This window comes from Arthrobacter sp. GW460-12-1-14-TSB2, from assembly GCF_059423525.1.
Window position 1 is genome coordinate 103,004 of record NZ_JBWKYC010000011.1, and the last position, 23,656, is coordinate 126,659.

A 23,656-nucleotide genomic window follows, 5' to 3' on the forward strand; every position below is an offset into this window, starting at 1 on the left:
AACTAGCCAATTGTGACTGCACGGGCCGCGCATGGCCAATCGGCCTTCCACTAACCTCCGTATTGTGACATTTAATTTCCATCAAACGAAAATTATGGCCTTGGGTCGGGGTCCGGCGGGGGACGTCTGATGGCCCACATCTGCCTGCTTCTCTCGGGGGCCGCGCTCCTGCTCAACGGCCTCGCCGCGTTGGATCTCCTCCCCCGCCGGGATGCGGCCGTGTTCAGCCTGGTCATCGGCAGCACCCAGTTGGTCCTCGCCGTTGCGTACCTGAGGATTACCGGCGACGGGGTCCAGCACCTGTTGCTCGTGGCATCCGGGATGTTCCTGTTCGGGCTGACCTACGTCTACGTCGGGTTGGATTTCCTGCTGGAACTCGGGTCCCGGGGCCTTGGCTGGTTCTGCGGGATGGTGGGCGCGTGCGGCCTCCTGCTCGCCGCTGCCTGGTCCGGGGAGGACCCGCTCCTGGCCGTACTCTGGCTCTGCTGGACGTACCTGTGGCTGCTGTTCTTCCTGCAACTGGCCCTGGGGTTCCAGCGACTCACGCCGCTCATTGGCTGGTCCCTGGTCCTCACGAGCCAGGCATCGGCCACGGTCCCGGCGCTCCTGGGCGTCACGGGGCGCTGGCCCAATGATCCCGAGACGACAGCGACGACGGCGGCGGGCGCCGCAGCCGCGCTGGCCGTGCTCCTGCTGCTGGCCTGCTGCCTCGCGTGGCGGGCCCGCCCGGCCTCCGCGCGCAGGCGCGGGCGGCAAACCGCCGCCCGCGCCGTTCCGGATCCCGCCGCCGTCGGCTCTTCCGTTCTCTGTTCTGATGTCCCAGACAGACTGCTACCCGGCGAACTCAAGCTCTGACGCCCGGATCTGCTTCTCCACCCGGATCTCCACCAGGACTCCGGCCAGGAACAATGCGGGGACGGCCGCCAGCAGGCCCACGGCCGTTTCCGTGCTGCCTCCGATGAGGGACGTGAAGTTGCTGACCACCAGGTACAGCACCCACGCCAGCAACACGGAAGCCAGCACCGGGGCGATGAACGTCTGCCATTGCTGACCTGTCACCTTTTCCCGGCGGAAATAGGCGACGACGGCAAGGGAGGACAGCATGTACAGCACCAGCAGCGCCGCGACGGCGAGGCCGCTGAACCAGGAGAAGAGGGTCAGCACCGGGTCCAGCCCCAGCAGCGCGAACGGTGCCACCAGCAGGACAGCCACCACTGTCTGGATCCAGGCCGCCGCAGCCGGGGCGCGGTGCTTGTTGGTCCGGGCAATGACTGCCGGCATGGAGCCGCGCAGGGCCAGCGAGTGCAGGTAGCGGTTGATGCCGTTGTGGAAGGCAATGATGCCTGCCAGAAGCGAGGTCACCAGCAGGATTCCGGCGGTGATCCCTGCCCAGGGTCCGAACATTTCAACGATGGGGCCGATCACGAACGATGTGGCGTCACCCGATTCCAAGGCTGCACCCGCAGCATCCACCACGTGGGACGGCCCGTAGAAACTGACCAGCATCCAGGTGATGAAGGAGAAGAAGACAGCGATGATGCCCACGGACAGATAGGTGGCCCGTGCAACCGTCCTGTGCGGGTCCTTGGCTTCCGCGGAGTAGATGGCCGTGGATTCGAAACCGAACATGGAGGCCACCGCGAACATGATGGCGACGCCGGGGGCTCCGCTGGCGATGGCTTCGGGAGCGAACGACGCGGCGAAGTCGAGCCCTTCGGGGCCGCCGCCGTGGAACAGCACGGAGAATCCGAACATCAGCAGGATCGCCACTTCCAGGCCCACCAGGACAGCCAGGACACGGGCACCGAGCTCGATGTTCTTGGATCCCAGGACCTGGACGCCCGCCATGGTGATTACGGCGAGCAGCCACCACGGAACAGTCATTCCAGCGGATGCCAGCAGGCCGGAGAACGCCGCTCCGTACAGCCCGTACATGGCCGCCTGCACGGTGCTGTAGGCCAGCAGGGCAAGCCAGGCCGCTCCAGCACCGGTCTTGCGTCCGAACGCCGCGGTCACGTAGGCGTAAAAGGCGCCGTTGGTCTGCACTTTCCGGCTCATGGCCACGAAGCCGACGGCGAAGATGACAATGACGATGCCGACCACAAGGTAGGCACCCGGTGCGCCGGCGCCGTTGCCGAGCGCGGCCGCGAGCGGCGCGGCTCCCACGATGCCGGTCAGCGGGGCCTGGGCGGAGAGGACAAAGAACAGGATGCCAAGGACTCCGATGCTTCCTGCGCGCAGGGCGGTGGAGTGTTCCTGGCGGGAACCGGGTTCTGCGGTCCGGGGTTCGGGATTCGAAATACTCATTGGATCCTTCTTAACGGTCATGAGTGCTGGGGAAAAGAGCTGGCGGGAAATTCGTGGCCCGGTTGCCGGGCCCGGGCAAAGGTGCCCGTGAGCTGCACCGTGAAATCCAGCATGGCAGTCGCCGCCGGACCCGGCTTGTCGTGCAGCGATCAGTTGTTGTTCCTGAGCGCAGTGTGGTTCAGGGCAGTGTGGTTGCGAGCAGCACGTACTGTTCGCCACCGGTCAAGTGTCGTACGCGGATACACAAGACCCGCGGCGCCTGGCGGAGCACGCTTAAAGCAGCGCTGTTAGGCCGTTCCGGCCGCGTTCTCTGACCTACTCGAAGTGGAGTACCCCATGGAAACCTACGATGCCCTGCTGGCCTCGATCACCCCGGATACCGGCGAAACCCGTACCATCCTGGACCCTGCCACCGGGGAACCCGTGGGCGAGGCGCCGGTCCACAGCGTCCAGGACCTCGAGGCGGCCATCGCCGCCGCGGCAGCCGCCCAGCCCGCGTGGGCAGCCCTGGGCCACGACGCCCGGAGCGCCGCGCTCTTCAAAGCCGCCGACGCCGTCGAACGTTCCGCCGAAGAACTCGCCCGGTTGCTCTCCCGCGAGCAGGGCAAACCGCTGAACGGTCCCAACGCCCGCTTCGAAGTGGGCGCCTGCGCCGCGTGGCTGCGCGTCGCCGCCGGCACGCCACTGGACCCGGAAACCGTGGTGGACGACGGCGAAACGCGCGCCGAGCTGCACTACCGGCCCATCGGCGTCGTGGGCGCGATCGGCCCGTGGAACTGGCCCATGATGATCACCGTCTGGCAGATCGCCCCCGCCCTGCGGATGGGAAACGCCGTGGTGGTCAAGCCTTCCGAATACACGCCGCTCTCCGTCCTGGCGCTGGCTAAGGTCCTCAACGAGGAACTGCCGGAAGGCCTCCTGACCGTGGTCTCCGGCGGGCGCGACGTCGGAGCCCGGCTGGCCGAACACCCCGCGATCGGCAAGGTCATGTTCACCGGCTCCACCGCCACCGGCAGGGCGATCATCAAATCCTCCGCGGACACCGTCAAGCGCCTCACCCTGGAGCTCGGCGGGAATGACGCCGGCATCGTGCTGCCCGACGCCGATCCCAAAGCCATCGCCGAAGGCCTCTTCTGGGGCGCCTTCATCAACACGGGCCAAACCTGCGCCGCCCTCAAACGCCTCTACGTCCACGATTCTCTGTATGAAGCCGTGTGCGAGGAGCTCACCAAGGTGGCCGCCGCGATGCCCATGGGCAACGGCCTGGACGAGAACAACGTCCTGGGCCCGCTGCAGAACCGGCAGCAGTACGACATCGTGGCCCGGCTCGTCGAGGCCGCCCGCGACTCCGGCGCCCGCATCCTGCTCGGCGGCAACCCGGACACGGACCAGCCCGGACACTTCTACCCCGCCACCCTCGTGGCGGACATCGACAACGGCAACCCGCTGGTGGCCGAGGAGCAGTTCGGCCCGGCCCTGCCGATCATCCGCTACGGCACCGTGGACGAGGCTGTCACCATGGCGAACGCGCTCGACGTCGGGCTGGGAGCCTCCGTCTGGTCCTCAGACCCCGCCAGGGCACGCGAGGTGGCCGTCCGCCTCGAGGCCGGCACGGTGTGGATCAACAAGCACGGCGCCGTGGACCCGCGCATCCCGTTCGGCGGCGCCAAGCAGTCCGGCTACGGCCTGGAATTCGGCGTCGAAGGCCTCAAGGCCCTGGGCGTGCCGCAGGTGATCAACGGCTGAGTTGCGTGCTTGGAAACGGTGTCCCGCCTTCAGAGGCGGGGCACCGTTTTCACTTCGCGGCGATGGCCAAGAACCTGATGGGCAGGTCCAGCAGTTCCAGCGGGCCGTGGGGGCCTTCGCCGTCGAGAAGCAGGGAGTCTCCGGCCTCCATGGTGTATTCGTACGCGCCGTGGCCGTAGACCATCCTGCCGGAGAGCATGTAGATGAATTCGGTGCCGGGGTGTTGGAACAGCGGGAAGACGTCGGAGGCGTCCGTCAGCGTTACCAGGGTCGGTTCGAGGGCGTCGGTGCGGCCTTTCAGGGTGCCCAGCACACGGTACTCGTGGCCGTGCTGTGTACCGCTCCGGACGGTCAGGCTGCCCTGGCCGTTCTTGGTGAAGGTGGCATCACGGTCCGTGTCGGCGCCCCTGAAGAGCGCGGTGACGGGTATCTTCAGCCCATCTGCCAGCCGCTGCAAAGTGGTCAGCGAACAGGACGTGCTGGCGGATTCGATTTTGGAGATCATCGCCTTGGACAGTCCGGTCCTGACGGCGAGTTCGGCGGACGAGAGCCCGTTCGTGGTCCGGTAGTGGCGGACCTGCCCGGCGATGACCCGCTCAAGTTTGCCGGGCCCCTCGTCAGCCGCGGACCGGTCGGCTGCGGCTCTTTCGTCGCCAGTCTGGTTCGTCATCCTGCCATCTTAGGTGGCTGTCCGGTTCCTACCCGAGCACGGTTCCTACCCGAGCACGGTTCCTACCCGAGCCTCCGGGCTTCACCCACCAGGCCTGCCAGGGTGTCGGCCAGGGCCCGGGCTCCTGCTTCCGCGTCGGCATCCTCCACCAGCTCCTCGGGCGAATGTGAAATGCCGGTGGGGTTCCGGACGAACAGCATCGCGGTGGGGATGTGGCCGGCCAGCACACCGGCGTCGTGGCCTGCCCCGGTGTCCAGGACCGGCGCATCCGGGAGCTGGGTCCGGAGCTGGTCCCGCAGGCCGGTGTCGAAGTGCACGGTGGGGCTCAGTGATTCGACGCCGAAGCTCACCGTGCACCCTTCCTCGGCGGCTATGACCTGGGCGTTGAGGTGGATGGATTCCACCAGGGCTGCTGTCACTTCGTCCCGCGGGTGCCGGACGTCGATCCACATATCCACCCGGGAGGCGATCACATTGGTTCCGCCGGGCACAGGCTGCATCCGGCCGACGGTGGCCCGAGCGTCCTTGTAGTTCCTGGCGGTGTCCCGGATGCCGATCATGATTTTGGCTGCGGCAATCATCGGATCCCTCCGGTCCTTCATGAGCGTAGTTCCGGCGTGGTTGCCCTGGCCGGCCACCGAGAGCTTCCACCGGCCGTGGCCCAGGATGGAGGAGCCGATGGCCACCGGCTGGCGAAGGTCGATGAGGCCCCTCCCCTGTTCGACGTGGAGTTCCACGAACATGCCCAGCTGCTGGAGGGTTTTGTGGTCAGCGCCGATGAACCGGGGGTCCTGCCCGTTGGCCGCGGCCACGTCGGCGTAGGTGTTGCCGTCCGCGTCTTTGAGGTTGCGCGCCTTGTTCGGGTCCAAGGCGCCGGTGAGCAGCCGGGAGCCCAGGCAGGCGACGCCGAAGCGGGAGCCTTCCTCTTCGGGGAAGACGGCGATTGCCAGGGGCTTCCGGGGGCGGAGGCCCCGGTTCTTCAGGATGTCGACGGCGACCAGCGCCGACGCCACACCCAGGGGGCCGTCGTACTCGCCGCCGCCGGGGACGGAATCGAGGTGGCTTCCGGTGACGACGGCGTCCCTGCGCGTGCCGGTGGCAGTGTCCCACCAGGCCCAGATGATCCCGTTGTTGTCGGTGGTGACGTCCAGCCCGCGCCGCCCGGCCTGCTCGATGAACCAGCTCCGCAGGTCGGTTTCGGCGTTCGAGAAGACCGGGCGGGAGTATCCGCCGCGGCGCGAGTCTGTGCCGACGCCGGAGATGTCCCGCATCAGGCCGGCGACGGTGTCAGTTGCAGGTTTGGTCGCAGGAGAGGTCACGGGCTGGTCCGTTCTAGGAGTGTGGTTGCCGGGCGGAAGCGGGCCGGAACGTCGGCGGCGCCGGTGGCCAGGCCTGCCGCCCACTGCCCGATCAGCGGCGCGAACTTCGCACCGTGCCCCGAGCACGGGGACAGAATGGTGATTCCGTCCGCCCGGTCGACGAGGAAGTCCTCATGAGGCGTGTTGGTGAACAGGCATGTGGTCTCGGCATACGGTTCCGGGTCAAGACCGGGGAGGTACTTCTGCACGTAGTCCACCACCCGTCGCCGGTTGTCCGGGTCCACCAGGCCGGTTTGCTCGGCGGCAGACGGGATCAGGCCGCCGCCGTTGTACTCGGCCACCTTCTGCCCGGCAAAGCCGGCATCCCGCCCGCCGGGCAGTCCATAGGTCTGGATGGCGGCACTCTTGTGGATGAACGTGGGCCAGGCGGCGCCGTCCGGGTCGCGGTAGCGGAAGTGGAAGGCCTGCTCCTGCCGGACGGTGATCTCCGGCAGTCCGGCAAGGAACCCTGCCGGGAGATCCAGCTGTCCCAGCAGTGAAGGCAGCCAGCCGCCGGCGCTCACAACGACGTTCCCGGCGTCAATCGCTTCTCCTGCTGCCGAGTGCACACGGTAGCCGGTGCCCCTCCGTTCCACGCGGGCGACGTTCCAGCCGGTCAGCAGCCTGGCTCCCTGCTTCATCGCCTGGTTGATCATGGCGTTGACCGAGCTCTCGGCGTCGATCACCCCGGCGCCCGGGTGCCAGAGCACCGGGGTGTCGAAGGAGAACTGCGGCCACCGCTCCCGAGCCTCAGCCGCGCTGAGGAGTTCGTGCTCCACGCCGGCGCCGGCGAGGACCCGGGCGAGATGCTCGGGCTGCCTCTCCGGGCCGTAGTCCACGGCGCCGAAGGGGGTGATCAGATGCAGTCCGCTGGCCCGGTCCAGGTCGTCCCAGAGAACCTTGGACTCCTGGACCGCCCGCGTGTAGAACTCGTCCGGGTAGGCGTAGCGGAAGATCCGGGCCGAGCCGTGGGAGCTGCCGTCATGCGCTGCCGGGACTGAGCGCTCCACGATGGTCACGTCGTGGCCCTGCAGGGCGAGCTGCCAGGCGGTGGCGGCGCCGGCCAGGCCAGCGCCCACCACCACAAAGTCTGACGAGTCAGGAAAAGCGTCAGTCATCACTGTGCTCCCGGGATCCAGCTGGTTCCGGCGAGGGGAACGCGTGCCATGGCGGACGCTTCGATGGTCAGTGCCACGAGGTCCTCGGGTTCGAGGTTGTGCAAGTGGGACTTGCCGCATGCCCGGGCGATGGTCTGGGCTTCCATGGTCAGGACGCGCAGGTAGTTGGCGAGCCGGCGGCCGCCCTCGACCGGGTCCAGGCGGGAGGAGAGTTCCGGGTCCTGGGTGGTGATGCCGGCGGGGTCGCGGCCGTCCTGGAAGTCGTCGTAGTAGCCGGCGGCCGAGCCCAGGGCGGCGTATTCGGCGGCGTAGCGGGGATCGTTGTCGCCCAGGGCGATCAGCGCCGCGGTGCCAATGGCCACCGCATCGGCACCGAGGGCCATGGCCTTGGCGACGTCGGCTCCCGTGCGGATGCCGCCGGAAACGATGAGCTGGACCTTCCGGTGCACACCCAGCTCCTGGAGCGCCTGGACTGCCTGCGGGATGGCGGCCAGGGTGGGGATCCCCACGTTTTCGATGAAGACCTGCTGCGTGGCGGCGGTGCCGCCCTGCATGCCGTCGACGACGACGACGTCGGCTCCGGCCTTCACGGCCAGGGCGGTGTCGTAGTACGGGCGGGACGCGCCGATCTTGACGTAGATCGGGGTCTTCCAGTCGGTGATTTCGCGCAGTTCGCCGATCTTGATTTCCAGGTCGTCCGGGCCGGTCCAGTCCGGGTGGCGGCTGGCGGAGCGCTGGTCGATGCCGACCGGCAGGGTGCGCATGCCGGCGACGCGTTCGGTGATTTTCTGGCCCAGCAGCATGCCGCCGCCGCCCGGCTTGGCGCCCTGGCCGAGCACGATCTCGATGGCGTCCGCCTTGCGCAGGTCGTCAGGGTTCATGCCGTAGCGGGAGGGCAGGTACTGGTACACGAGGTGCTTGGACTGGCCTCGCTCCTCAGGCGTCATGCCGCCGTCGCCCGTTGTTGTGGAGGTGCCCACCTCGCTGGCGCCGCGTCCCAGCGCTTCCTTGGCGTTGGCCGAGAGCGCACCGAAGCTCATGCCGGCGATGGTCACCGGGGTCTGCAGGTGCAGCGGCCGGCTCGCGTGCCGGTCGCCGAGGACGACGTCGGTATCGCACTTTTCGCGGTAGCCCTCCAGCGGGTAGCGGGACATGGAGGCGCCGAGGAACAGCAGGTCATCGAAGTGCGGGACCTTGCGCTTGGCACCCCAGCCGCGGATGTCGTACACGCCGGTTGCGGCCGCGCGCTGGATGTCCGCGATGGTGGCGCGGTCGAACGTTGCCGATTCGCGCAGGCCGAGCGCATCGATGTCCTGGGCGGGTGCCTGTGCGGGGGCGGGCAGTGAGGTGATGGTCATGGGGTTGTCCTTAGTACGACGTCGAGTTGTGGACGCTGAAGTGGTAGAGGTTCCGTGCCGATCCGTAACGCCTGAAGTCCGCAGGGTTGTCGGTGCGGCCGGCCGCGGCCAGCAGTTCGCCGAGTTCAGCCAGGTGCTCGTCCTTCAGGGGCTTTTCGATGCAGTCAGCGCCGAGCGAGGCCACGGTGCCCTTGACGTAGATCCGGGCTTCGTAGATGGAGTCGCCCAGCGCTTCGCCCGCGTCACCGCAGACCACCAGGCGTCCGGCCTGCGCCATAAACGCGGACATGTGGCCGATGTTGCCGCCCACCACGATGTCCACGCCCTTCATCGAGATGCCGCAGCGGGCGCTGGCGTTGCCGTCGATGACCACGAGCCCGCCATGCCCGGTGGCGGCGGCCGACTGGGAGGCGTCGCCCTTGACATGGACGCGGCCGGACATGATGTTCTCGGCCAGTCCGACGCCGGCATTGCCGTTGATGGTCACGTCGCCTTTTTGGTGCATCCCGGCCGCGTAGTAGCCGGCGTGGCCGTTGATGGTGACCGTGACGTCCGTGTTGATGCCCACGGCCAGGCTGTGCTTGCCTTCGGGGTTGACGACGGTCCAGGACTGCCCGTCCACAGCGTTGTGGAGGGCCTGGTTGAGTTCGCGGACGGGGCTGCCGGCCAGATCCACGCTGAAGGAATCAGTGCTGACGGCGGGCCGGGTTGCTTCGGCGTTCATCGTGCTGGTTTCGGGGGCTGTCAGAGTGACCATGTGTAGACCTTTCCGGGTTCCGGTTCAAAGATGCGGGCGTTTTCGATGCCGGGCAGGGCTGCCAGGGCACGGTATTCGGAGGCCATAGCCACGTAGTCGTCCGTTTCGGCGATGATGGCCGGCTTGCAGGCGATGGGGTCCCGGACCACGGCCATGCTGTCCGCGGTGGTGACCACCAGTGTGTAGAAACCGTCCAGGACCTTGCCCAGGTTCACGAGCGCCTCTTCGAGGGTGTCACCCTGCTGCAGGCGGGAGGCGACGTAGCGGGCGCCCACCTCAGTGTCGTTTTCGGAATCGAACACCACGCCCTCGCGTTTGAGGTCGCGGCGGACGGTGGCGTGGTTGGAGAAGGAGCCGTTGTGGACCAGGCACAGGTCGTCGGCCACGGAGAACGGGTGGGAGCCGCCGGCGGTCACGGCGGACTCGGTGGCCATCCGGGTGTGGGACAGGCCCTGGCTGCCTGACATGGCCTCGAGCCCGTGCTCGGCGGCGATGTCCATCGGGTGGCCCACGCTCTTCATCACGGCCACGTGCTCGCCGCGGCCAATGACGGTGGAGCCCGGAAGGGTTTCGCTGACCGCTTTCACCAGGAGACCGGTTCCGACGGCGGCGCTCACCAGGGTGGTGTCACCCACCACGCGTACTGCGGCGGCGGCATCGGCCGGAAGCATCGCGTCAAGGGAGGCCTTGACCTCCGGGAGGGCAATGCCCTGGTCCTTGCCCAGCAGGCTGAGGGTGGAGGTTCCGGCCGAGACCAGGCCGGGGGTGTTGTAGACGGCGAGGCCGGCTGAATCCGGTCCGCGGTCCACGATCTGGCACATCATGGAGGACAGCAGGCTGCCCATCTGGGGGTGCAGCAGGGGGTTGCGCAGCTGCAGCGCGGCGATTCCGCACATGGTGGGATTCCTTTGCTTAGTGGAGGTTGCTAAATCGAGGTGAGGTACGTGCGGACTTCCCAGTCGCTGACCTGGTTGTGCCAGCTGAGGAACTCCTCTTCCTTGGCGTCCGCGTAGTACTTGCCGATCTCCGCGTCGCCGCTGAGGCTGGCCAGGATCACCGGGTCCCGGCGCAGGGCCTCCACGGCGTGCAGCAGGGTGGCCGGCAGCAGGTGGGCGTCGGGTTTCGACTCGCCCGGGCCCGACGGGTGCCCCGGATCCGCGGACTTTTCCACGCCGTCCAGGCCTGCCGAGATGGCCGTGGCAATGGCGAGGTAGGGGTTGGCTGAACCGTCACCCGAGCGAAGTTCGATCCGTTTGTTGTCCGGGACGCGGATCATGTGCGTGCGGTCGTTGCCCCCGAACGAGGCCTTCCGGGGAGACCAGGTGGCACCGGACGAGCTGGTGGTGGCGCCCGAGCGCTTGTACGAATTGACGGTGGGGGCCAGGAATGCCTGCAGTGCCGGCGCGTGGTCCAAAATGCCGCCGATGAAGGAGTAGGCGAGGGCCGAAAGCCCAAGTCCCCTGCCGCCGTCGTCCGCTCCGCTGTCAACCGGGAACAGCGCCTCGGCGCCGGACCACAGCGACAGATGGAAGTGGAGGCCTGTGCCCGTGCGGTCGGTGAAGGGCTTGGGCATGAAGGTGGCGGTCATGCCGCGCTGTTCGGCGAGGACGTTCAGGATGTAGCGCAGGGTGACCACGCGGTCGGCCGTGGTGAGGGCGTCGGCGTAGTTGAAGTTCTGCTCGAACTGCCCGGCGGCGTCCTCATGGTCGTTGGCGTAGTTGCCCCAGCCCAGGCCGTTCATTGCCTCCGAGATGGAGGTGAGGTGCTCATACATGCGGGTGACGCCGCGCGCGTCGTAGCAGGGGCGGGGCGAGTCATCGCGGGGGTCGGCCGTGCTCAGGGAACCGTCGGGGTTCTTGTTGACGAGGAAGTACTCCACTTCCGCACCCACCTTCGCCTGCATTCCCTGACCGGCGAGGCGGGCGAGCGTGTTTTTGAGGATGACGCGCGGGGCGTAGGGCCAGGGCTTGCCGTCCACGTGCGGGTCGCAGTGGATGACCGCGAGCCCTTCCTTGATGAACGGCACGGGTGTGAAGGACGCCAGATCAGGAATGGCGATGAGGTCCGAATCCTGCGGCTTCTGCCCGATCAGCCCTGCTGCGTAGCCGGCAAAGCCCATGGCGCCGGCCTCAAGCTGCTCTGCGGCTTCGACCGGAACGAGCTTGGCGCACGGCTTGCCCGTCATGTCGACGAACGTGGCCAGGAGGAACCGCACATCATGGGCCCTGGCGATGTCCGCGAGGGAGATGTGGTCAGTCTCGGCCGGCAACGCGGCAGTTGATAGGGCTGAGGCGCTTGGTACTTCAGGGGTTGCGACACTGGTCATCGGAACTGTCCTGTTCAATTTGGTGTTACCTGCTGGGAAACGTTGTTGAACCACAGTAGTCAAAAGGATGTTACAGGCGTGCGCCCCGCTTGTTAAATCGGGGTGACGTGCCCAATCGCGATCGCAACCGGAAATTTACGCCCGCGAAACCCACGATCGTTCACTGTCACGAATCATGGTTTCATCCCACGGTTACTTTTTTGTGCCGCCGTTCCCCCTGGCGGATACCCCTTTTCTGATTGGAGTTCCATGAATTCTGGAGACGTCGCCTGGATCCTCGCCGCGGGCGCACTGTTGTGCATCATGATCCCCGGCCTTGCCCTGTTCTACGGAGGTATGGTCGGGTCCCGCAGGATCCTGAACATGATGATGATGTGCTTCGGCGGAATGAGCATCGTGGCCGTCCTGTGGGCCGTGTTCGGCTACTCCATGGTCTTCGGCAATTCCATTGGTGGCGCCGGACTCCTCGGTGATGTCACCGAGTACTTCGGCATGGAGAAATTGCTGGCCGAGGACCCGAACGCGCCCATCCCCACGGCCCTGTTCGCAGCCTTCCAGCTGTTCTTTGCCGGCATCACCACGGCAATCATCGCCGGAGCTGCCGCCGGACGAATGAAGTTCGGCGCATGGATGACCTTCGCCGCCCTCTGGGCCACCCTGGTCTACTTTCCCGTCGCCCACTGGGTCTTCGCCTTCAGCTCGGCGGACGGCTCGGTGACCGGCGGCTGGATCGTCAACAGCCTCAAGGCAATCGACTTTGCCGGCGGTACCGCTGTCCACATGAACGCCGGAGTCGCCGCCCTCGCCCTCGCCCTGGTCCTCGGACGCAGCGCCGGCTGGCCCAAGAGCGAACACACCAAACCCCACAGCCGCCCGCTCGTGCTGGTGGGCGCCGGGCTCCTCTGGGCTGGATGGTTCGGCTTCAACGCGGGGTCTGCACTCACCGCTGGCCAGTCCGCATCCGTGGTATTCCTCAACACCGCCGTCGCCGCGTGTGCCGGCCTGCTCGCCTGGACGCTCGTGGAACGCATCCGCCTGGGCAGCGCCAGCAGCATGGGCGCCGCCTCCGGCCTGATCTCGGCCCTCGTCGCCATCACTCCTGCCTGCGGCGCCGTCAGCCCCCTGGGCGCCCTGGCCATCGGCCTCATCGCCGGCGCAGTCTGCTCGCTGGCCATTGAGCTGAAGTTCCGGCTCGGCTTCGACGATTCACTCGACGTGGTGGGCGTCCACCTGGTGGGCGGCATCCTGGGAACCCTCCTGATCGGCTTCTTCGCCACCGAGGCCGCCCCCAACAAGGCGAACGGCCTGTTCTACGGCGGCGGCTTTGAGCTCCTCGGGATCCAGACGGTCGCCACGCTGGCCGTACTCGCCTACTCCTTCGTGGTTACGTGGATCATCGCCAAGGTCCTCAACATGACCATGGGCCTGCGCATCCACGAGGCCGATGAACTGCGCGGCATCGACATCGCCGCGCACTCCGAGGCCGCCTACCTCAGCGACGAAGAGCCCGTGGAACTCGGTTCGCCCCACCGCGCCTAAGGTCCCCGGGCAGGGCGCGGGAAAAGAAGTTAGCCGCTGCTCCCGTCAAGAATCCGAGGCTTGTCCGCCGCGCCCTTCCGTCAAGGTAGGTGACCGCGGACAATCCTCGGATTCTTTGTGTTGTCCTAGGCCGGCTGCCGCAGCCAGGGCCGGGTGGGCGTTTGGCCCAGCTGGTCGTTGAACTCCTGGGCCTCGCGGTAGTAGTCCAGCAGGCTCAGGCGGGAGGCGGCCGCCGGATCCAGGATGACCACTGCCCGGCGGTGCAGTTGCAGCACCGAAGCCGGGCAGTGTGCGCTGACCGGTCCTTCCACCATGGCCTGGACGGCATCAGCCTTGTTCTCCCCCATGGCCACGAGCACCGCCAGCCGGGCCTCGCGGATGGTCCCCAGCCCCTGGGTCAGGCAGAGCCGGGGAACGTCGCCGGCCGGGAAGAACCGCGCGTTGTCGGCGCGGGTGGCACCGGCAAGCGTCTTCACCCTGGTGCGCGAGACCAGTGACGAGGTGGGCTCGTTGAACCCGATATGGCCGTTCGCGCCGATGCCCAGGATCTGGATGTCCACCCCGCCGGCGGCCGTGATGGCTGCGTCATAGCGGTCGGCTTCCGCGACGAGGTCCGGAGCATCCCCGTGCGGGGTCATGAGTTTCCCCAGCGGCAGGTCCACGTGGTCGACGAATTCCCGCCGGATGGTGGAGTAGTAGCTCTGTTCGTGCTCCGGCGGCAGCCCGGCGTATTCGTCCAGTGTGAAGGCTGTGACCTGGCTGAAGCCCAGCTGCTCTTCACGGTGCCGGCGGATCAGCTCCTGGTACGTGGACTTCGGCGAACCGCCCGTGGCGAGCCCGAGGACGGCCGGGCCCTGGCGGACCCGGGCTTCGATGATGTCAGCGGCCCGGCCCCCTACGTGGTCCGCGGACTCACACAGAATAATCTGCACGCGTTTTCCTTTCCTGCGTCAGTGGTGTGCCGGCCCGGTAGACCTGCAGCAGTTCGAGTTTTTCGGTGGTCACCAGGATGTCGGCGCGGTACCCCGTGGTGAGGGAACCAATCTGCGCGGATTCCGGCCGGTCCAAGCCCATTAGGCGGGCAGGTGTGGCCGAGGCCGCCGTCACGGCGTCGGCCAGGGGCACGCCCCATTCGACGCAGCGGCGCACATTTTCCAGCAGCAGGCTCGTTGCCCCGGCGATCGCACCGGGCCGGGCATCACCCTCCGCGGGGACCAGGCGCGCCACCCGGTCCCGGACCAGCACGTCCAGGCTGCCGAGTGTGTAGTGGCCGTCGGACATTCCCGCCGCTGCCATGGCATCCGTAATCAGCGCGATCGAGCCCGGGCCCACCAGGCCGAAGACCATACGGACGATCTCCGGGTCCAGGTGCACGCCGTCGGCTACCAGTTCCAGGACCATCCGGCCCGGTGACTGCCGTGCGGCCTGCAGCAGGACGGGAATGGGTCCGGGTGTCCGGTGGCCCAGTGCGGGCATCCGGTTGAACAGGTGTGTGGCGGACCAGGGACCGTCGTCTCGGGTCACCGGGCCGGCGCCGTCGTTGTCTAGGGCGCCGCCCAGGGCTTCCCGGGTCCGCGCCGCCGTGGCACCGGTGTGGCCGAGCGACGGAACCACGCGGTAGTCCCGGCACAGGGCCACGAGTTCGGCAAAGTGCGGTGTTTCCGGTGCCAGCGTGATGGACCGCACCGTACCGTGCCCCGCTTCGAGCCACTCCTGCAGGAGCACCGGGTCGCCGTCGATGATGGCCGCCGGGTCCTGCGCTCCGCACATGCTCTTGGTGATGAACGGTCCTTCCAGGTGCAGGCCGGCCAGGGTGCCGTCCTGCACCAGCTCGCGCAGCGCCGTGATCTGCTCGAGCAGCACATCCGACGGCGCCGAAACGAGCGAGGCGAGCACCGACGTCGTACCCTGCCCGGCGAGGTAACCCGCCGCCCGGCGGGCGCCGTCGGCATCCGCGGAGAAGGTGTGGCCCACGGCGCCGTGGCAGTGCACGTCCACCAGCCCCGGCAGGATGACCGGAACCTGCGTTGTTTCGACGTCGACGCCGGCGGGCAGCTCCGCCGTCGGGCCGCACCACGCGACGCTCCCCCCGGCGATCACCACGGTGCCGTCTTCGATCACACCGTCCCCGGCCCGGCCGGTGACGAGGCGGCCACGCAGCCCCAGCCCGCCGCCGCTCTCTTGCGTGGGCTGATCCGGCCCCACAGCGGGGTCAGCTTGCATCGGCTTTGGCCATCGAACCGTTCTCGTCGGTTTCATCTTCGCGCCCCATGGTGCGGAGGTTCCAGCGCCTGATCACGAAGCGGAACACCACGTAGTACACGGCCGCGTAGCCCAGGCCGATGGGCACCAGCCAGAGCGGATTCTGCGCGATCCCGAAGTTGAGGACGTAGTCGATAGCACCGGCGGAGAAGCCGAACCCGTGGTGGATCCCCAGGAAGTTGACCAGCATCATGGACGTTCCGGTCAGGACGGCGTGGACGATGTAGAGCGGCCAGGCCACGAACATGAAGGAGAATTCCAGCGGTTCGGTGATGCCGGTGAGGAAGGCGGTGAGGCCGGTGGAGAGCATCACGCCGCCCACGATCTTCTTCTGGGAGGGCTTGGCTTCGTGCCAGATGGCGAGCGCGGCCGCGGGCAGGGCGAACATCATGATGGGGAAGAACCCGGTCATGAAGACGCCAGCGGAGGGATCACCGGCGAAGAACCGGTTCAGGTCGCCGTGGGCGCCGTTGTAGTCGCCGATGATGAACCAGACGATCGAGTTCAGGATGTGGTGCAGTCCCAGCGGGATGAGCAACCGGTTGAGCGTGCCGTAAATGCCGCTGCCCACCACCGTGTTGTCCGCCACCGTGTTGCCCACGGCTGTCAGTCCGGAGTTGAACAAGGGGTAGATGAGGGCCATGACCACGCCGATGATGATGGCGGCAAACGAGGTCAGGATGGGCACCAGGCGGCGGCCGGCGAAGAATCCAAGCCAGTCCGGCAGGGTGGTCCGGTGGAACTTCTGCCACAGCCACGCCGTGGTCAGGCCCATCACGATGCCGGCGAGCACGCCGTAGTTGATGACCGGATCCTTGCCGCCCTCCGGGGCGGCGCCCAGCACCAGCGGCGCCATGACTTTGAAGACGTTGGTCAGGACCAGGAAGCCGACGACGGCGGCCAGCGCCGTTGATCCGTCGCCCTTCTTGGCGAAGCCGAAGGAAATGCCGACGGCGAAGAGCAGCGGAAGGTTCTCAAACAGGGCGCCGCCGGCGGCGCCGATCACCTGGGCAACGGTGGTCAGGCCTTCGAACCTGCCCAGCAGGTCGTCCTGGCCCAGGCGCAGGAGGAGCGCTGCGGCGGGAAGGGCGGCGATGGGGAGCATGAGGCTGCGGCCGAAGCGCTGGAGGTTCTGCAGCGCTTTGCCGCTGCCCTTGGCCTTGCCCGGGGCCGGTGCGGCCAGCGGGCCTGCCCCGGCGGAAGCGGACGGGTTTTCCGTGGACATGGGTTCCTCGTTTCGAAAAGGCGGTGCTTGTGCGGGGATGCGGGATTCAGTAGAGTTTTGCTAACTGGTTATAACCAGTGACAATCATCACTGTGAAGTGCACCGGGCTTAGTTGTCAACCTCAGGCAGGAAAAAAGCTTCAGAGCCGGCCGGACTCACCGCGAAACGACCAACAGGAGTGGACATGTCCAAAGCAGAAATCATCCTCGCCGCCCTGGGCGGGGCAGAGAACGTTGAAGAGATCGAAGGGTGCATCACCCGCCTGCGCACCGAAGTGGTGGATGCCGGAAAGGTTGACGAGGCAGCCCTCAAAGCCGCGGGCGCCCACGGCGTGATGATGTCCGGCACGGTGGTCCAGGTTGTGGTGGGGCCCGAGGCGGAAAGCCTGGCAGAAGACATCCAGGACCTGATGTGAGCACGCCTGAGGTAAGCACAGCTGAGGTAAGCGGGGCCGCACCCGCCGGGGCCACGCAGAAGGGGGCCATCAGTGTGGCCTCGCCCCTGCCCGGCCGGCTCATCCCGCTCAGCGAAGTGCCGGACCCGGTGTTCGCCAAGGGGCTTGTCGGCGGAGGCGCCGCGGTCATTCCGGACGACGACGCCGGGGTGCTCACCGCCGTCGCGCCCCTGGACGGCAAGGTCATCAAGGTCATGCCGCACGCCTACATCGTCCAGCACGCCTCGGGGCCGGCAGTGCTGGTCCACGTGGGCATCGATACGGTCGGGCTGAAGGGCGAGGGCTTCAGCGTGCTGGCGCAGAAGGGCGACCAGGTGCGCGCCGGCGACCCCATGATCAGCGTTGACGTCGCGCTTGTCCGCTCGAAAAACCTCAGCATGTGCAGTCCTGTGGTGATCCTGGACAGCGCACCGGACGCCATTGAACCTCCGGCTTCAGGCAGCCGGGTGGAAGCCGGCGGGCACCTGTTCAGTCTGCCCGGGAAAATTCCGGAAAAATAGGGACATGGATACGGCAGGGGAACTCAAACACGTCTGGGTGCGCAGGCAGCTCCAGGATCTGGTGGCCACCACGTTGCGGCCCGGGGACGCCCTGCTGGGCGAACGCCAACTGGAGGAGCAGTTCGGGGTCTCGCGCATCACGGTGCGCCGGGCCATCTCGGACCTCGTCCAGGACGGAGCCCTGGTCCGGATCAAGGGCAAGGGGACCTTCGTCTCGCACGGACTGGTCCGCTCAACCCTGCACCTGGCCTCCTTCAATGAGGACATGCGGGCGGCCGGCTTCGAACCCAGCACCCGCGTCATTACTGCCTCCACCGCGGAGCCGCCGGCGGCGGCGGCCGAGCACCTGGGACTGCCGCCGGGGCAGGAGGCCTACCAGGTCCGTAGGCTGCGGCTGGCAAACGGGGCGCCCGTCAGCGTGGACGAATCCTGGCTGCCGCCCCGGCTCCTGCCGGACCTGCTCTCGGAGGACCTGACGGGGTCGCTGTACCGCGTCCTCGCCGCGTCCGGCCATCCGGTGCAGCATGTGGAACAGACCGTGGAGGCCGCCGCAGCCCCGGAGGACACGGCGGCCCTGTTGGACATCGAGCCCGGGGCACCGGTGCTCCTCTTCAGGCGCCGTTCGTTTACCGGCCAGGAAGACCCCGGCACACCCATCGAGTACTCCATCTCGACGTACCGCTCGGACCGGTACCAGGTCTCGATGCGGCTGGCGCTCGGCTGACCCAGGACCGGCCCAGTCCCCAACTGACTCGCATTTAACGTCGTGAAACCCCGGAATGGCGACGTTAAATGCGAGTTACTTGGGCGCGCGGGGGCAGGTCGTGAAACCATACGGATCGTGACCCAGAAAATTGCGTACCAGGGCGAGCCCGGCGCCAACTCAAATATCGCGTGCATGCAGATGTTCCCCGAGGTGGAAAGCGTTCCGTGCGCCAGCTTTGAAGATGCCTTCGAACTGGTGTCCACGGGAGCCGCCGATTTCGCCATGATCCCGATCGAGAACTCGATCGCCGGCCGGGTGGCGGACATCCACATCCTGCTGCCGCAGTCCCGCCTGCAGATCGTGGGCGAGTTCTTCCTGCCCATTCACTTCGACCTGCTGGGCATCCCCGGCAGCACTATCGAAGCGGCCACCGAGGTCCACAGCCACATCCATGCCCTGGGACAGTGCCGGCGGCTCATCCGCGAAGCCGGGCTGCGCCCCGTGATTGCCGGAGACACCGCAGGTTCCGCCCGGGAAGTCCGGGAGTGGAATGACCCCGCCAAGCTGTCCCTCGCTCCCCCGCTCGCAGCCAGCATTTACGGCCTCGAGGTGCTGGCCTCCCGGGTTGAGGATGACCCCTCCAACACCACGCGCTTCGTAGTCCTGGCACCTGAAAAGGAACTGCCGACCAGGGAGGAACTGCCCGGACCGGCTGTGACCAGCTTCCTGTTCCGGGTCCGCAATGTTCCGTCCGCCCTCTTCAAGGCGCTGGGCGGGTTCGCCACCAACGGCGTGAACATGACGCGGCTGGAAAGCTACATGGTGGGCAACGAGTTCGCCGCCACCATGTTCATGGCCGACGTCGAGGGCCACCCGGAGGACCTGCCGCTCAAGCTCGCCCTGGAGGAACTGGACTTCTTCACCACCGAGGTGCGCATCCTGGGCGTCTACGCAGCCGCAGACTACCGGACGACTCAGGCCACCGCCGCCTGAAAGCGGGCCACGCCTATGTGGCGGGGACGGGCTTGCCTGCCGCCAGGATCGGCGCGAAGAACGCGGCCAGCTCGGCTGTTGCCGTCAGCGGCAGGACGTTCGCCACGTACTGGTCCGGCCGGACCACCACCATCACGCCGCCGCGATCAATGCCGCGCAGTTCGAAAATGTCCGACGCCGGAATGGTGCCGTAGACCTTCTCCAGGTACGTGAGCTTGAACGGCCCCACCTGGGGCTTGAAGACGGCCGGCACCGTGTTGATGTCGATGTTCGTGTGGTCCTGCTGGTAGATCACCTTCACATCGAACCAGGCGTCCGGGTCGGCTCCCGACGGGGTTGCGGCCAGCGGGGAGTCTGGCGCGTTGGCCAACCATTCGGCAAGGTCGGCGGTGGGCGACTGTTGCCCGGGCGCGGCCGCGTCAGCGAAGACGTAGATTCGCCAGCGGCCGTCCGCCGAGGCCTGGTGGCCGAGTTGCAGCGGGTTCGTGTCGCACACCCGCACCGCCGGCGCAGACTTGAAGCGTTTGCCGATGGTGAATCCGGCGGCCAGTTCCTGGTGCGCGGGCTCGCCGATCAGCATCGAAGGAACGTACTGTGTCATGAAGCCGGCCGGGAATTCGGCAGTGCTCACGTAGAAATCCTCGAGCTCCGAGGGGGACGCGAATTCTTCGGGCTTCTTCGCCATGAGCGTGGACCACTCTTTGTCGAAGTCGATGAGGTTCTTCGCGATGACCTGGCGTTCGGCGGAGTAGGTGGACAGCAGGGTTTCCGGACTGCGGCCCTCCAACACGTGGCCCAGCTTCCAGCCGATGTTGAAGCCGTCCTGCATGGAGACGTTCATGCCCTGGCCCGCCTTGGCACTGTGCGTGTGGCAGGCGTCGCCAGTGATGAACACCCGGGGCGTCCGGGTGCCGAGTTCCTCCGGGCGGACGTCGTCGAACCTGTCGGTGAGACGGTGGCCCACCTCGTAGACGCTGTGCCATGCCACGTTGCGCACGTCGACCTTGTACGGGTGGACGATCGCGTTGGCCTTGGCGATGATCTGTTCAATGGAGGTCTTGCGGACGGCCCCCCGGTCGTCCGCGGCCACCTCGCCGAGGTCCACGTACATGCGGAAGAGATGGCCGCCCTCGCGCGGGATAAGCAGGATGCTGCCGCCGTCGTGGGACTGGATGGCGCACTTCAGGCGGATGTCCGGGAAGTCGGTGTTGGCGAGTACGTCCATAACGCCCCAGGCGTGGTTGGCCTGGTCGCCGGCCATGGTGCAGCCGATCGAGTCCCGCACCTTGCTCCGCGCGCCGTCCGCGCCCACCACGTATTTGGCCCGGACGACACGTTCCCGGCCTTCGTCGGCGCCGGAGGTGTGGACCAGCGTCACAGCAACGGGGTACTCCCCCTCGCCGACCTGGAGTGCGCGGAACTCGTATCCGTAGTCCGGCGTCATGCGGGTGGGGGCTTTCGCCATGACTTCGGCGAAGTAGTCGAGAACACGGGCCTGGTTGACGATCAGGTGCGGGAACTCACTGATCCCGTGCGGATCGTCCAGGGTGCGGGCCGCGCGGACGATGTTCGCCGGATTCTGCGGGTCCGGCTTCCAGAACGCCATTTCAGTGATCCGGTAGGCCTCGGCAATAATCCGCTCGGCAAAGCCGAAGGCCTGGAAGGTTTCGACGCTTCGCGCCTGGATGCCGTCGGCCTGGCCGATCTCGAGGCGTCCGGGGCGGCGCTCCACGATGCGGGTGGTGATGCCGGGGAACTGGGACAGCTGCGCGGCGGTAAGCATGCCCGCGGGCCCGGTACCCACAATGAGAACGTCCACTTCGTCGGGAAGCTGCTCGGGCCGGTTGACGCCGACGCCGGCGGCCGGCTGGACTCGCGGGTCACCGGATACGTAGCCGTGGTGGTGGAAATGCACGGGGATTCCTCACTTCGTTGTGTGGCTGTCTTTTGCCGTCATATGTGTTCGATATCAGAACTACTAGTTCGATAATAGAAATCTACTGCTCATTCGAAACTGTACGCAGATATGACCTGCGTTACAAGTGCCCGTAAAGACCCCCGGAAATCAGGGGTTGACGCCAGGGGGCTCCTAGGTGATAGTTATCGTATACGATTTCGTACTCGATGAGGAGTAACACTTGGAACAGGTCACCGACCACATCCTGGCCGCGGCCCGCAAGGTCATCGCGGTGCACATCAACTACCCCAGCCGGGCAGCCCAGCGCGGCCGCACCCCGGAGCAGCCCTCCTACTTCCTGAAGCCGTCGTCCTCGCTGGCAATCGGCTCGGCGGAAGCCCCCTCAACGGTGGAACGGCCCGCCGGCTGCGAACTCCTCGGTTTCGAAGGCGAGATCGCCCTGATCATCGGCAAGCCGGCCCGCCGCGTGGGTATTGCGGACGCCTGGAGCCACGTCGAGTGGGTCACCGCCAGCAACGACCTCGGCGTCTACGACCTCCGCTACGCGGACAAGGGATCCAACCTCCGCTCCAAGGGCGGCGACGGCTTCACGCCGGTGGGCCCGGGCCTGATCGCGGCAGACGCCGTCGACCCCGCCAAACTCCGCGTCCGCACGTGGCACAACGGCAGCCTGGTCCAGGACGACACCACCGAAGACCTGCTCTTCCCGTTCGCGCGGCTCGTCGCGGACCTCTCCCAGCTGCTCACCCTCGAAGAGGGCGACATCATCCTCACCGGCACCCCGGCCGGCGCCTCCGTGGCCAAGCCGGGCGACGTCGTCGAGGTTGAAGTCAGCACCAGTACGACGACGGCGGGCGGCGCTGCCACCGGCCTCACCACCGGCCGCCTGGTCACCCGGGTGGAGGAAGGCACGACGCCGTTCGCGGACTTCGGCGCGCGGCCCAGGACCGATGATCTCCAGCGGGAGGAAGCGTACGGTTCCCGCGAAGCGGCCGGCCTCTCAGCGCAGCCAGCAGAGGCGACGGCTGCCGCCGTCGGGCCCGTCCTCTCCCCCGGGCTGAAGGCCAAGCTGGAAAGTGTCTGCACCGCCACCCTGTCCTCCCAGCTGCGCAAACGCGGACTGAACAATGTAAGCATCGACGGCCTGACCTCCACCCGGCCGGAGAAGCGGATCGTGGGCCTGGCCCGGACCCTGCGCTACGTACCCAACCGCGAGGACCTCTTCAAGACCCACGGCGGCGGATTCAACGCCCAGAAGAAGGCCATCGATTCGGTCAACGAGGGCGAGATCCTGGTGATGGAGGCCCGCGGGGAAAAGGGCACCGGTACCATCGGCGACATCCTGGCCCTCCGCGCCCAGGTCCGCGGCGCCGCCGCCATCATCACCGACGGCGGCGTTCGGGACTTCTCCGCGGTGGCGGCCATGGACATGCCCACGTACTACGCCAACCCCCACCCCGCGGTGCTGGGCCGCCGGCACATCCCCTGGGACACCGACATCACCATCGCCTGCGGCGGCACCACCGTGCAGCCCGGGGACATCATCGTGGCCGATTCGGACGGCATCCTGGTGATCCCGCCGGCACTCGCCGAAGAGCTTGCTGACGATTCCATCGCGCAGGAACGCGAGGAGGTCTTCATCGCCGAAATGGTGCAGCAGGGCCACAGCGTGGACGGCCTCTACCCGCTGAATGCTGAGTGGCGCGGCAAGTACGAGCAGTGGGAAGCAGGCAAAGCCAATGACTGAGACGGCCACCGCCGGAACCGGGCTGGCAGGCAGCAAGTCCGAGCAGGCCTACAAGGCAGTCAAGGCACGGATCGTGGACGGCACCTACTCCCCCGGCTACCGGCTGGTGCTGGCCAAGATCGCCGAGGACCTGGGCGTTAGCGTCGTGCCGGTCCGCGAAGCCATCCGCCGCCTCGAAGCCGAAGGCCTGGTGAAATTCGAGCGGAACATCGGCGCCACGGTCTCCGGGATTGACCCCACCGAATACCTCTATACGATGCAGACCCTGAGCATCGTGGAGGGTGCGGCCACGGCCCTGTCAGCGCCGCTGATCGGGGCGGCGGACGTGGCCCGGGCCCGGGCCGTGAACGAGGAAATGCGCGACTGCCTGCAGCACTTCGACCCCGTCCGTTTCACCCGGCTGAACCAGGACTTCCACAGTGTCCTGTTTGAGCACTGTCCCAACCCGCACATCCTGGACCTCGTCCACCGCGGCTGGAACCGGCTCGCGTCCCTTCGGTCCTCCACGTTCCGGTTCGTGCCCGGCAGGGCGCACGACTCGGTTGACGAGCACGAGGCCCTCCTGAAGCTCATCGAAACCGGCGCCGACGCCGACACCATCGAAAAAGCAGCACGGCTCCACCGCAGCGCCACCCTGGACGCCTACCTCGCACAAACCAAGCAGTAATGACC

General features: G+C 67.1%; 21 protein-coding genes. 9 read left to right on the plus strand and 12 right to left on the minus strand.

What is annotated here, in order from left to right; genetic code table 11:
• The first annotated feature begins 129 nt into the window (after positions 1–129).
• A complete protein-coding gene (locus AC07YR_RS14295) occupies positions 130–855 on the plus strand; it encodes an AmiS/UreI family transporter (protein WP_494734368.1) in 726 nt (241 codons plus the stop codon).
• Here AC07YR_RS14295 and AC07YR_RS14300 read toward each other — a convergent pair.
• Positions 832–2,307 (minus strand): APC family permease, encoded by a 1,476-nt coding sequence (locus tag AC07YR_RS14300; protein WP_055807436.1) that lies wholly within the window; start codon positions 2,305–2,307, stop codon positions 832–834. The two genes, AC07YR_RS14295 and AC07YR_RS14300, sit on opposite strands and share 24 nt — an antisense overlap.
• A 336-nt stretch (positions 2,308–2,643) precedes the next feature.
• Here AC07YR_RS14300 and AC07YR_RS14305 point away from each other — a divergent pair, with 336 nt between their 5' ends.
• Positions 2,644–4,053, plus strand: a complete 1,410-nt coding sequence (locus AC07YR_RS14305; protein WP_494734369.1) for an aldehyde dehydrogenase family protein — start codon at positions 2,644–2,646, stop codon at positions 4,051–4,053.
• Positions 4,054–4,102: 49 nt separating this feature from the next.
• On the opposite strand, the gene AC07YR_RS14310 is transcribed toward AC07YR_RS14305, so the two are convergent.
• The 7 genes from AC07YR_RS14310 to glnT all read right to left on the minus strand — a co-directional run bounded on the left by AC07YR_RS14310 (position 4,103) and on the right by glnT (position 11,640).
• The gene (locus AC07YR_RS14310; RefSeq protein WP_055807441.1) at positions 4,103–4,723 is read right to left on the minus strand and encodes a helix-turn-helix domain-containing protein; all 621 of its coding nucleotides are present in this window, start codon (positions 4,721–4,723) and stop codon (positions 4,103–4,105) included.
• 62 nt (positions 4,724–4,785) lie between these two features.
• Positions 4,786–6,042: an allantoate amidohydrolase gene (locus tag AC07YR_RS14315; protein WP_494734370.1), complete on the minus strand. Its 1,257-nt coding sequence runs from the start codon at positions 6,040–6,042 to the stop codon at positions 4,786–4,788.
• Entirely contained in the window at positions 6,039–7,199 is a 1,161-nt protein-coding gene (locus AC07YR_RS14320) for an FAD-dependent oxidoreductase (RefSeq protein ID WP_494734371.1), read from the minus strand. Before AC07YR_RS14320 ends, AC07YR_RS14315 begins: the two co-directional genes overlap by 4 nt.
• Positions 7,199–8,557, minus strand: a complete 1,359-nt coding sequence (locus AC07YR_RS14325) for an FMN-binding glutamate synthase family protein (RefSeq protein WP_055807448.1) — start codon at positions 8,555–8,557, stop codon at positions 7,199–7,201. Before AC07YR_RS14325 ends, AC07YR_RS14320 begins: the two co-directional genes overlap by 1 nt.
• Before the next feature lie 10 nt (positions 8,558–8,567).
• Positions 8,568–9,314 carry a protein glxC gene (locus AC07YR_RS14330; RefSeq protein ID WP_494734372.1) on the minus strand — a complete coding sequence of 249 codons (747 nt, stop codon included), beginning with the start codon at positions 9,312–9,314 and terminating at the stop codon, positions 8,568–8,570.
• Entirely contained in the window at positions 9,302–10,210 is a 909-nt protein-coding gene (locus AC07YR_RS14335) for a class II glutamine amidotransferase domain-containing protein (RefSeq protein WP_494734373.1), read from the minus strand. Before AC07YR_RS14335 ends, AC07YR_RS14330 begins: the two co-directional genes overlap by 13 nt.
• 29 nt (positions 10,211–10,239) lie before the next feature.
• Positions 10,240–11,640: a type III glutamate--ammonia ligase gene (gene glnT / locus AC07YR_RS14340; RefSeq protein ID WP_494734374.1), complete on the minus strand. Its 1,401-nt coding sequence runs from the start codon at positions 11,638–11,640 to the stop codon at positions 10,240–10,242.
• 249 nt (positions 11,641–11,889) lie between these two features.
• Between glnT and AC07YR_RS14345 the strand changes: the two genes are divergently transcribed.
• Positions 11,890–13,179, plus strand: a complete 1,290-nt coding sequence (locus AC07YR_RS14345) for an ammonium transporter (protein ID WP_494734375.1) — start codon at positions 11,890–11,892, stop codon at positions 13,177–13,179.
• 125 nt (positions 13,180–13,304) lie between these two features.
• Here AC07YR_RS14345 and nagB read toward each other — a convergent pair whose 3' ends face one another.
• Genes nagB through AC07YR_RS14360 form a run of 3 tightly spaced genes read right to left on the minus strand, consistent with a single transcriptional unit; the run spans position 13,305 to position 16,666 of the window.
• Positions 13,305–14,111, minus strand: a complete 807-nt coding sequence (nagB, locus tag AC07YR_RS14350; protein WP_055807462.1) for a glucosamine-6-phosphate deaminase — start codon at positions 14,109–14,111, stop codon at positions 13,305–13,307.
• Entirely contained in the window at positions 14,092–15,402 is a 1,311-nt protein-coding gene (locus AC07YR_RS14355) for an N-acetylglucosamine-6-phosphate deacetylase (protein WP_055807465.1), read from the minus strand. Before AC07YR_RS14355 ends, nagB begins: the two co-directional genes overlap by 20 nt.
• Complete coding sequence (locus tag AC07YR_RS14360) at positions 15,392–16,666, minus strand: PTS transporter subunit EIIC (protein WP_200939445.1); 1,275 nt, start codon at positions 16,664–16,666, stop codon at positions 15,392–15,394. Before AC07YR_RS14360 ends, AC07YR_RS14355 begins: the two co-directional genes overlap by 11 nt.
• A gap of 112 nt (positions 16,667–16,778) precedes the next feature.
• Between AC07YR_RS14360 and AC07YR_RS14365 the strand changes: the two genes are divergently transcribed.
• The 4 genes from AC07YR_RS14365 to AC07YR_RS14380 all read left to right on the plus strand — a co-directional run bounded on the left by AC07YR_RS14365 (position 16,779) and on the right by AC07YR_RS14380 (position 19,319).
• Positions 16,779–17,081, plus strand: coding sequence for a PTS sugar transporter subunit IIB (locus AC07YR_RS14365; protein ID WP_082507014.1), 303 nt, complete (start codon positions 16,779–16,781; stop codon positions 17,079–17,081).
• A complete protein-coding gene (locus AC07YR_RS14370; protein WP_494734376.1) occupies positions 17,078–17,620 on the plus strand; it encodes a PTS sugar transporter subunit IIA in 543 nt (180 codons plus the stop codon). The genes AC07YR_RS14365 and AC07YR_RS14370 overlap by 4 nt, the downstream gene beginning before the upstream one ends.
• Positions 17,621–17,624: 4 nt before the next feature.
• On the plus strand, positions 17,625–18,344 hold the full coding sequence (locus tag AC07YR_RS14375; protein ID WP_494734377.1) for a GntR family transcriptional regulator: 720 nt from the start codon (positions 17,625–17,627) through the stop codon (positions 18,342–18,344).
• 117 nt (positions 18,345–18,461) lie between these two features.
• On the plus strand, positions 18,462–19,319 hold the full coding sequence (locus tag AC07YR_RS14380) for a prephenate dehydratase (protein ID WP_494734378.1): 858 nt from the start codon (positions 18,462–18,464) through the stop codon (positions 19,317–19,319).
• A 13-nt stretch (positions 19,320–19,332) separates the two neighbouring features.
• Here the strand turns inward: AC07YR_RS14380 and AC07YR_RS14385 are convergent, their stop codons facing one another.
• Positions 19,333–21,234, minus strand: coding sequence for an FAD-binding monooxygenase (locus AC07YR_RS14385; protein WP_494734379.1), 1,902 nt, complete (start codon positions 21,232–21,234; stop codon positions 19,333–19,335).
• A gap of 223 nt (positions 21,235–21,457) precedes the next feature.
• Between AC07YR_RS14385 and AC07YR_RS14390 the strand changes: the two genes are divergently transcribed.
• The gene (locus tag AC07YR_RS14390) at positions 21,458–22,984 is read left to right on the plus strand and encodes a fumarylacetoacetate hydrolase family protein (protein WP_494734380.1); all 1,527 of its coding nucleotides are present in this window, start codon (positions 21,458–21,460) and stop codon (positions 22,982–22,984) included.
• A complete protein-coding gene (locus tag AC07YR_RS14395; protein ID WP_494734381.1) occupies positions 22,977–23,651 on the plus strand; it encodes a GntR family transcriptional regulator in 675 nt (224 codons plus the stop codon). The genes AC07YR_RS14390 and AC07YR_RS14395 overlap by 8 nt, the downstream gene beginning before the upstream one ends.
• The last annotated feature ends 5 nt before the right edge of the window (positions 23,652–23,656 follow it).

Bases quoted from the DNA above. Each gene is read 5' to 3' on its own strand.
- AC07YR_RS14295 (WP_494734368.1), top strand. From the start codon at position 130: ATGGCCCACATCTGCCTGCTTCTCTCGGGGGCCGCGCTCCTGCTCAAC.
- AC07YR_RS14300 (WP_055807436.1), bottom strand. From the start codon at position 2,307: ATGAGTATTTCGAATCCCGAACCCCGGACCGCAGAACCCGGTTCCCGC.
- AC07YR_RS14305 (WP_494734369.1), top strand. From the start codon at position 2,644: ATGGAAACCTACGATGCCCTGCTGGCCTCGATCACCCCGGATACCGGC.
- AC07YR_RS14310 (WP_055807441.1), bottom strand. From the start codon at position 4,723: ATGACGAACCAGACTGGCGACGAAAGAGCCGCAGCCGACCGGTCCGCG.
- AC07YR_RS14320 (WP_494734371.1), bottom strand. From the start codon at position 7,199: ATGACTGACGCTTTTCCTGACTCGTCAGACTTTGTGGTGGTGGGCGCT.
- AC07YR_RS14325 (WP_055807448.1), bottom strand. From the start codon at position 8,557: ATGACCATCACCTCACTGCCCGCCCCCGCACAGGCACCCGCCCAGGAC.
- AC07YR_RS14330 (WP_494734372.1), bottom strand. From the start codon at position 9,314: ATGGTCACTCTGACAGCCCCCGAAACCAGCACGATGAACGCCGAAGCA.
- AC07YR_RS14335 (WP_494734373.1), bottom strand. From the start codon at position 10,210: ATGTGCGGAATCGCCGCGCTGCAGCTGCGCAACCCCCTGCTGCACCCC.
- glnT (WP_494734374.1), bottom strand. From the start codon at position 11,640: ATGACCAGTGTCGCAACCCCTGAAGTACCAAGCGCCTCAGCCCTATCA.
- AC07YR_RS14345 (WP_494734375.1), top strand. From the start codon at position 11,890: ATGAATTCTGGAGACGTCGCCTGGATCCTCGCCGCGGGCGCACTGTTG.
- AC07YR_RS14355 (WP_055807465.1), bottom strand. From the start codon at position 15,402: ATGCAAGCTGACCCCGCTGTGGGGCCGGATCAGCCCACGCAAGAGAGC.
- AC07YR_RS14360 (WP_200939445.1), bottom strand. From the start codon at position 16,666: ATGTCCACGGAAAACCCGTCCGCTTCCGCCGGGGCAGGCCCGCTGGCC.
- AC07YR_RS14375 (WP_494734377.1), top strand. From the start codon at position 17,625: ATGGATACGGCAGGGGAACTCAAACACGTCTGGGTGCGCAGGCAGCTC.
- AC07YR_RS14395 (WP_494734381.1), top strand. From the start codon at position 22,977: ATGACTGAGACGGCCACCGCCGGAACCGGGCTGGCAGGCAGCAAGTCC.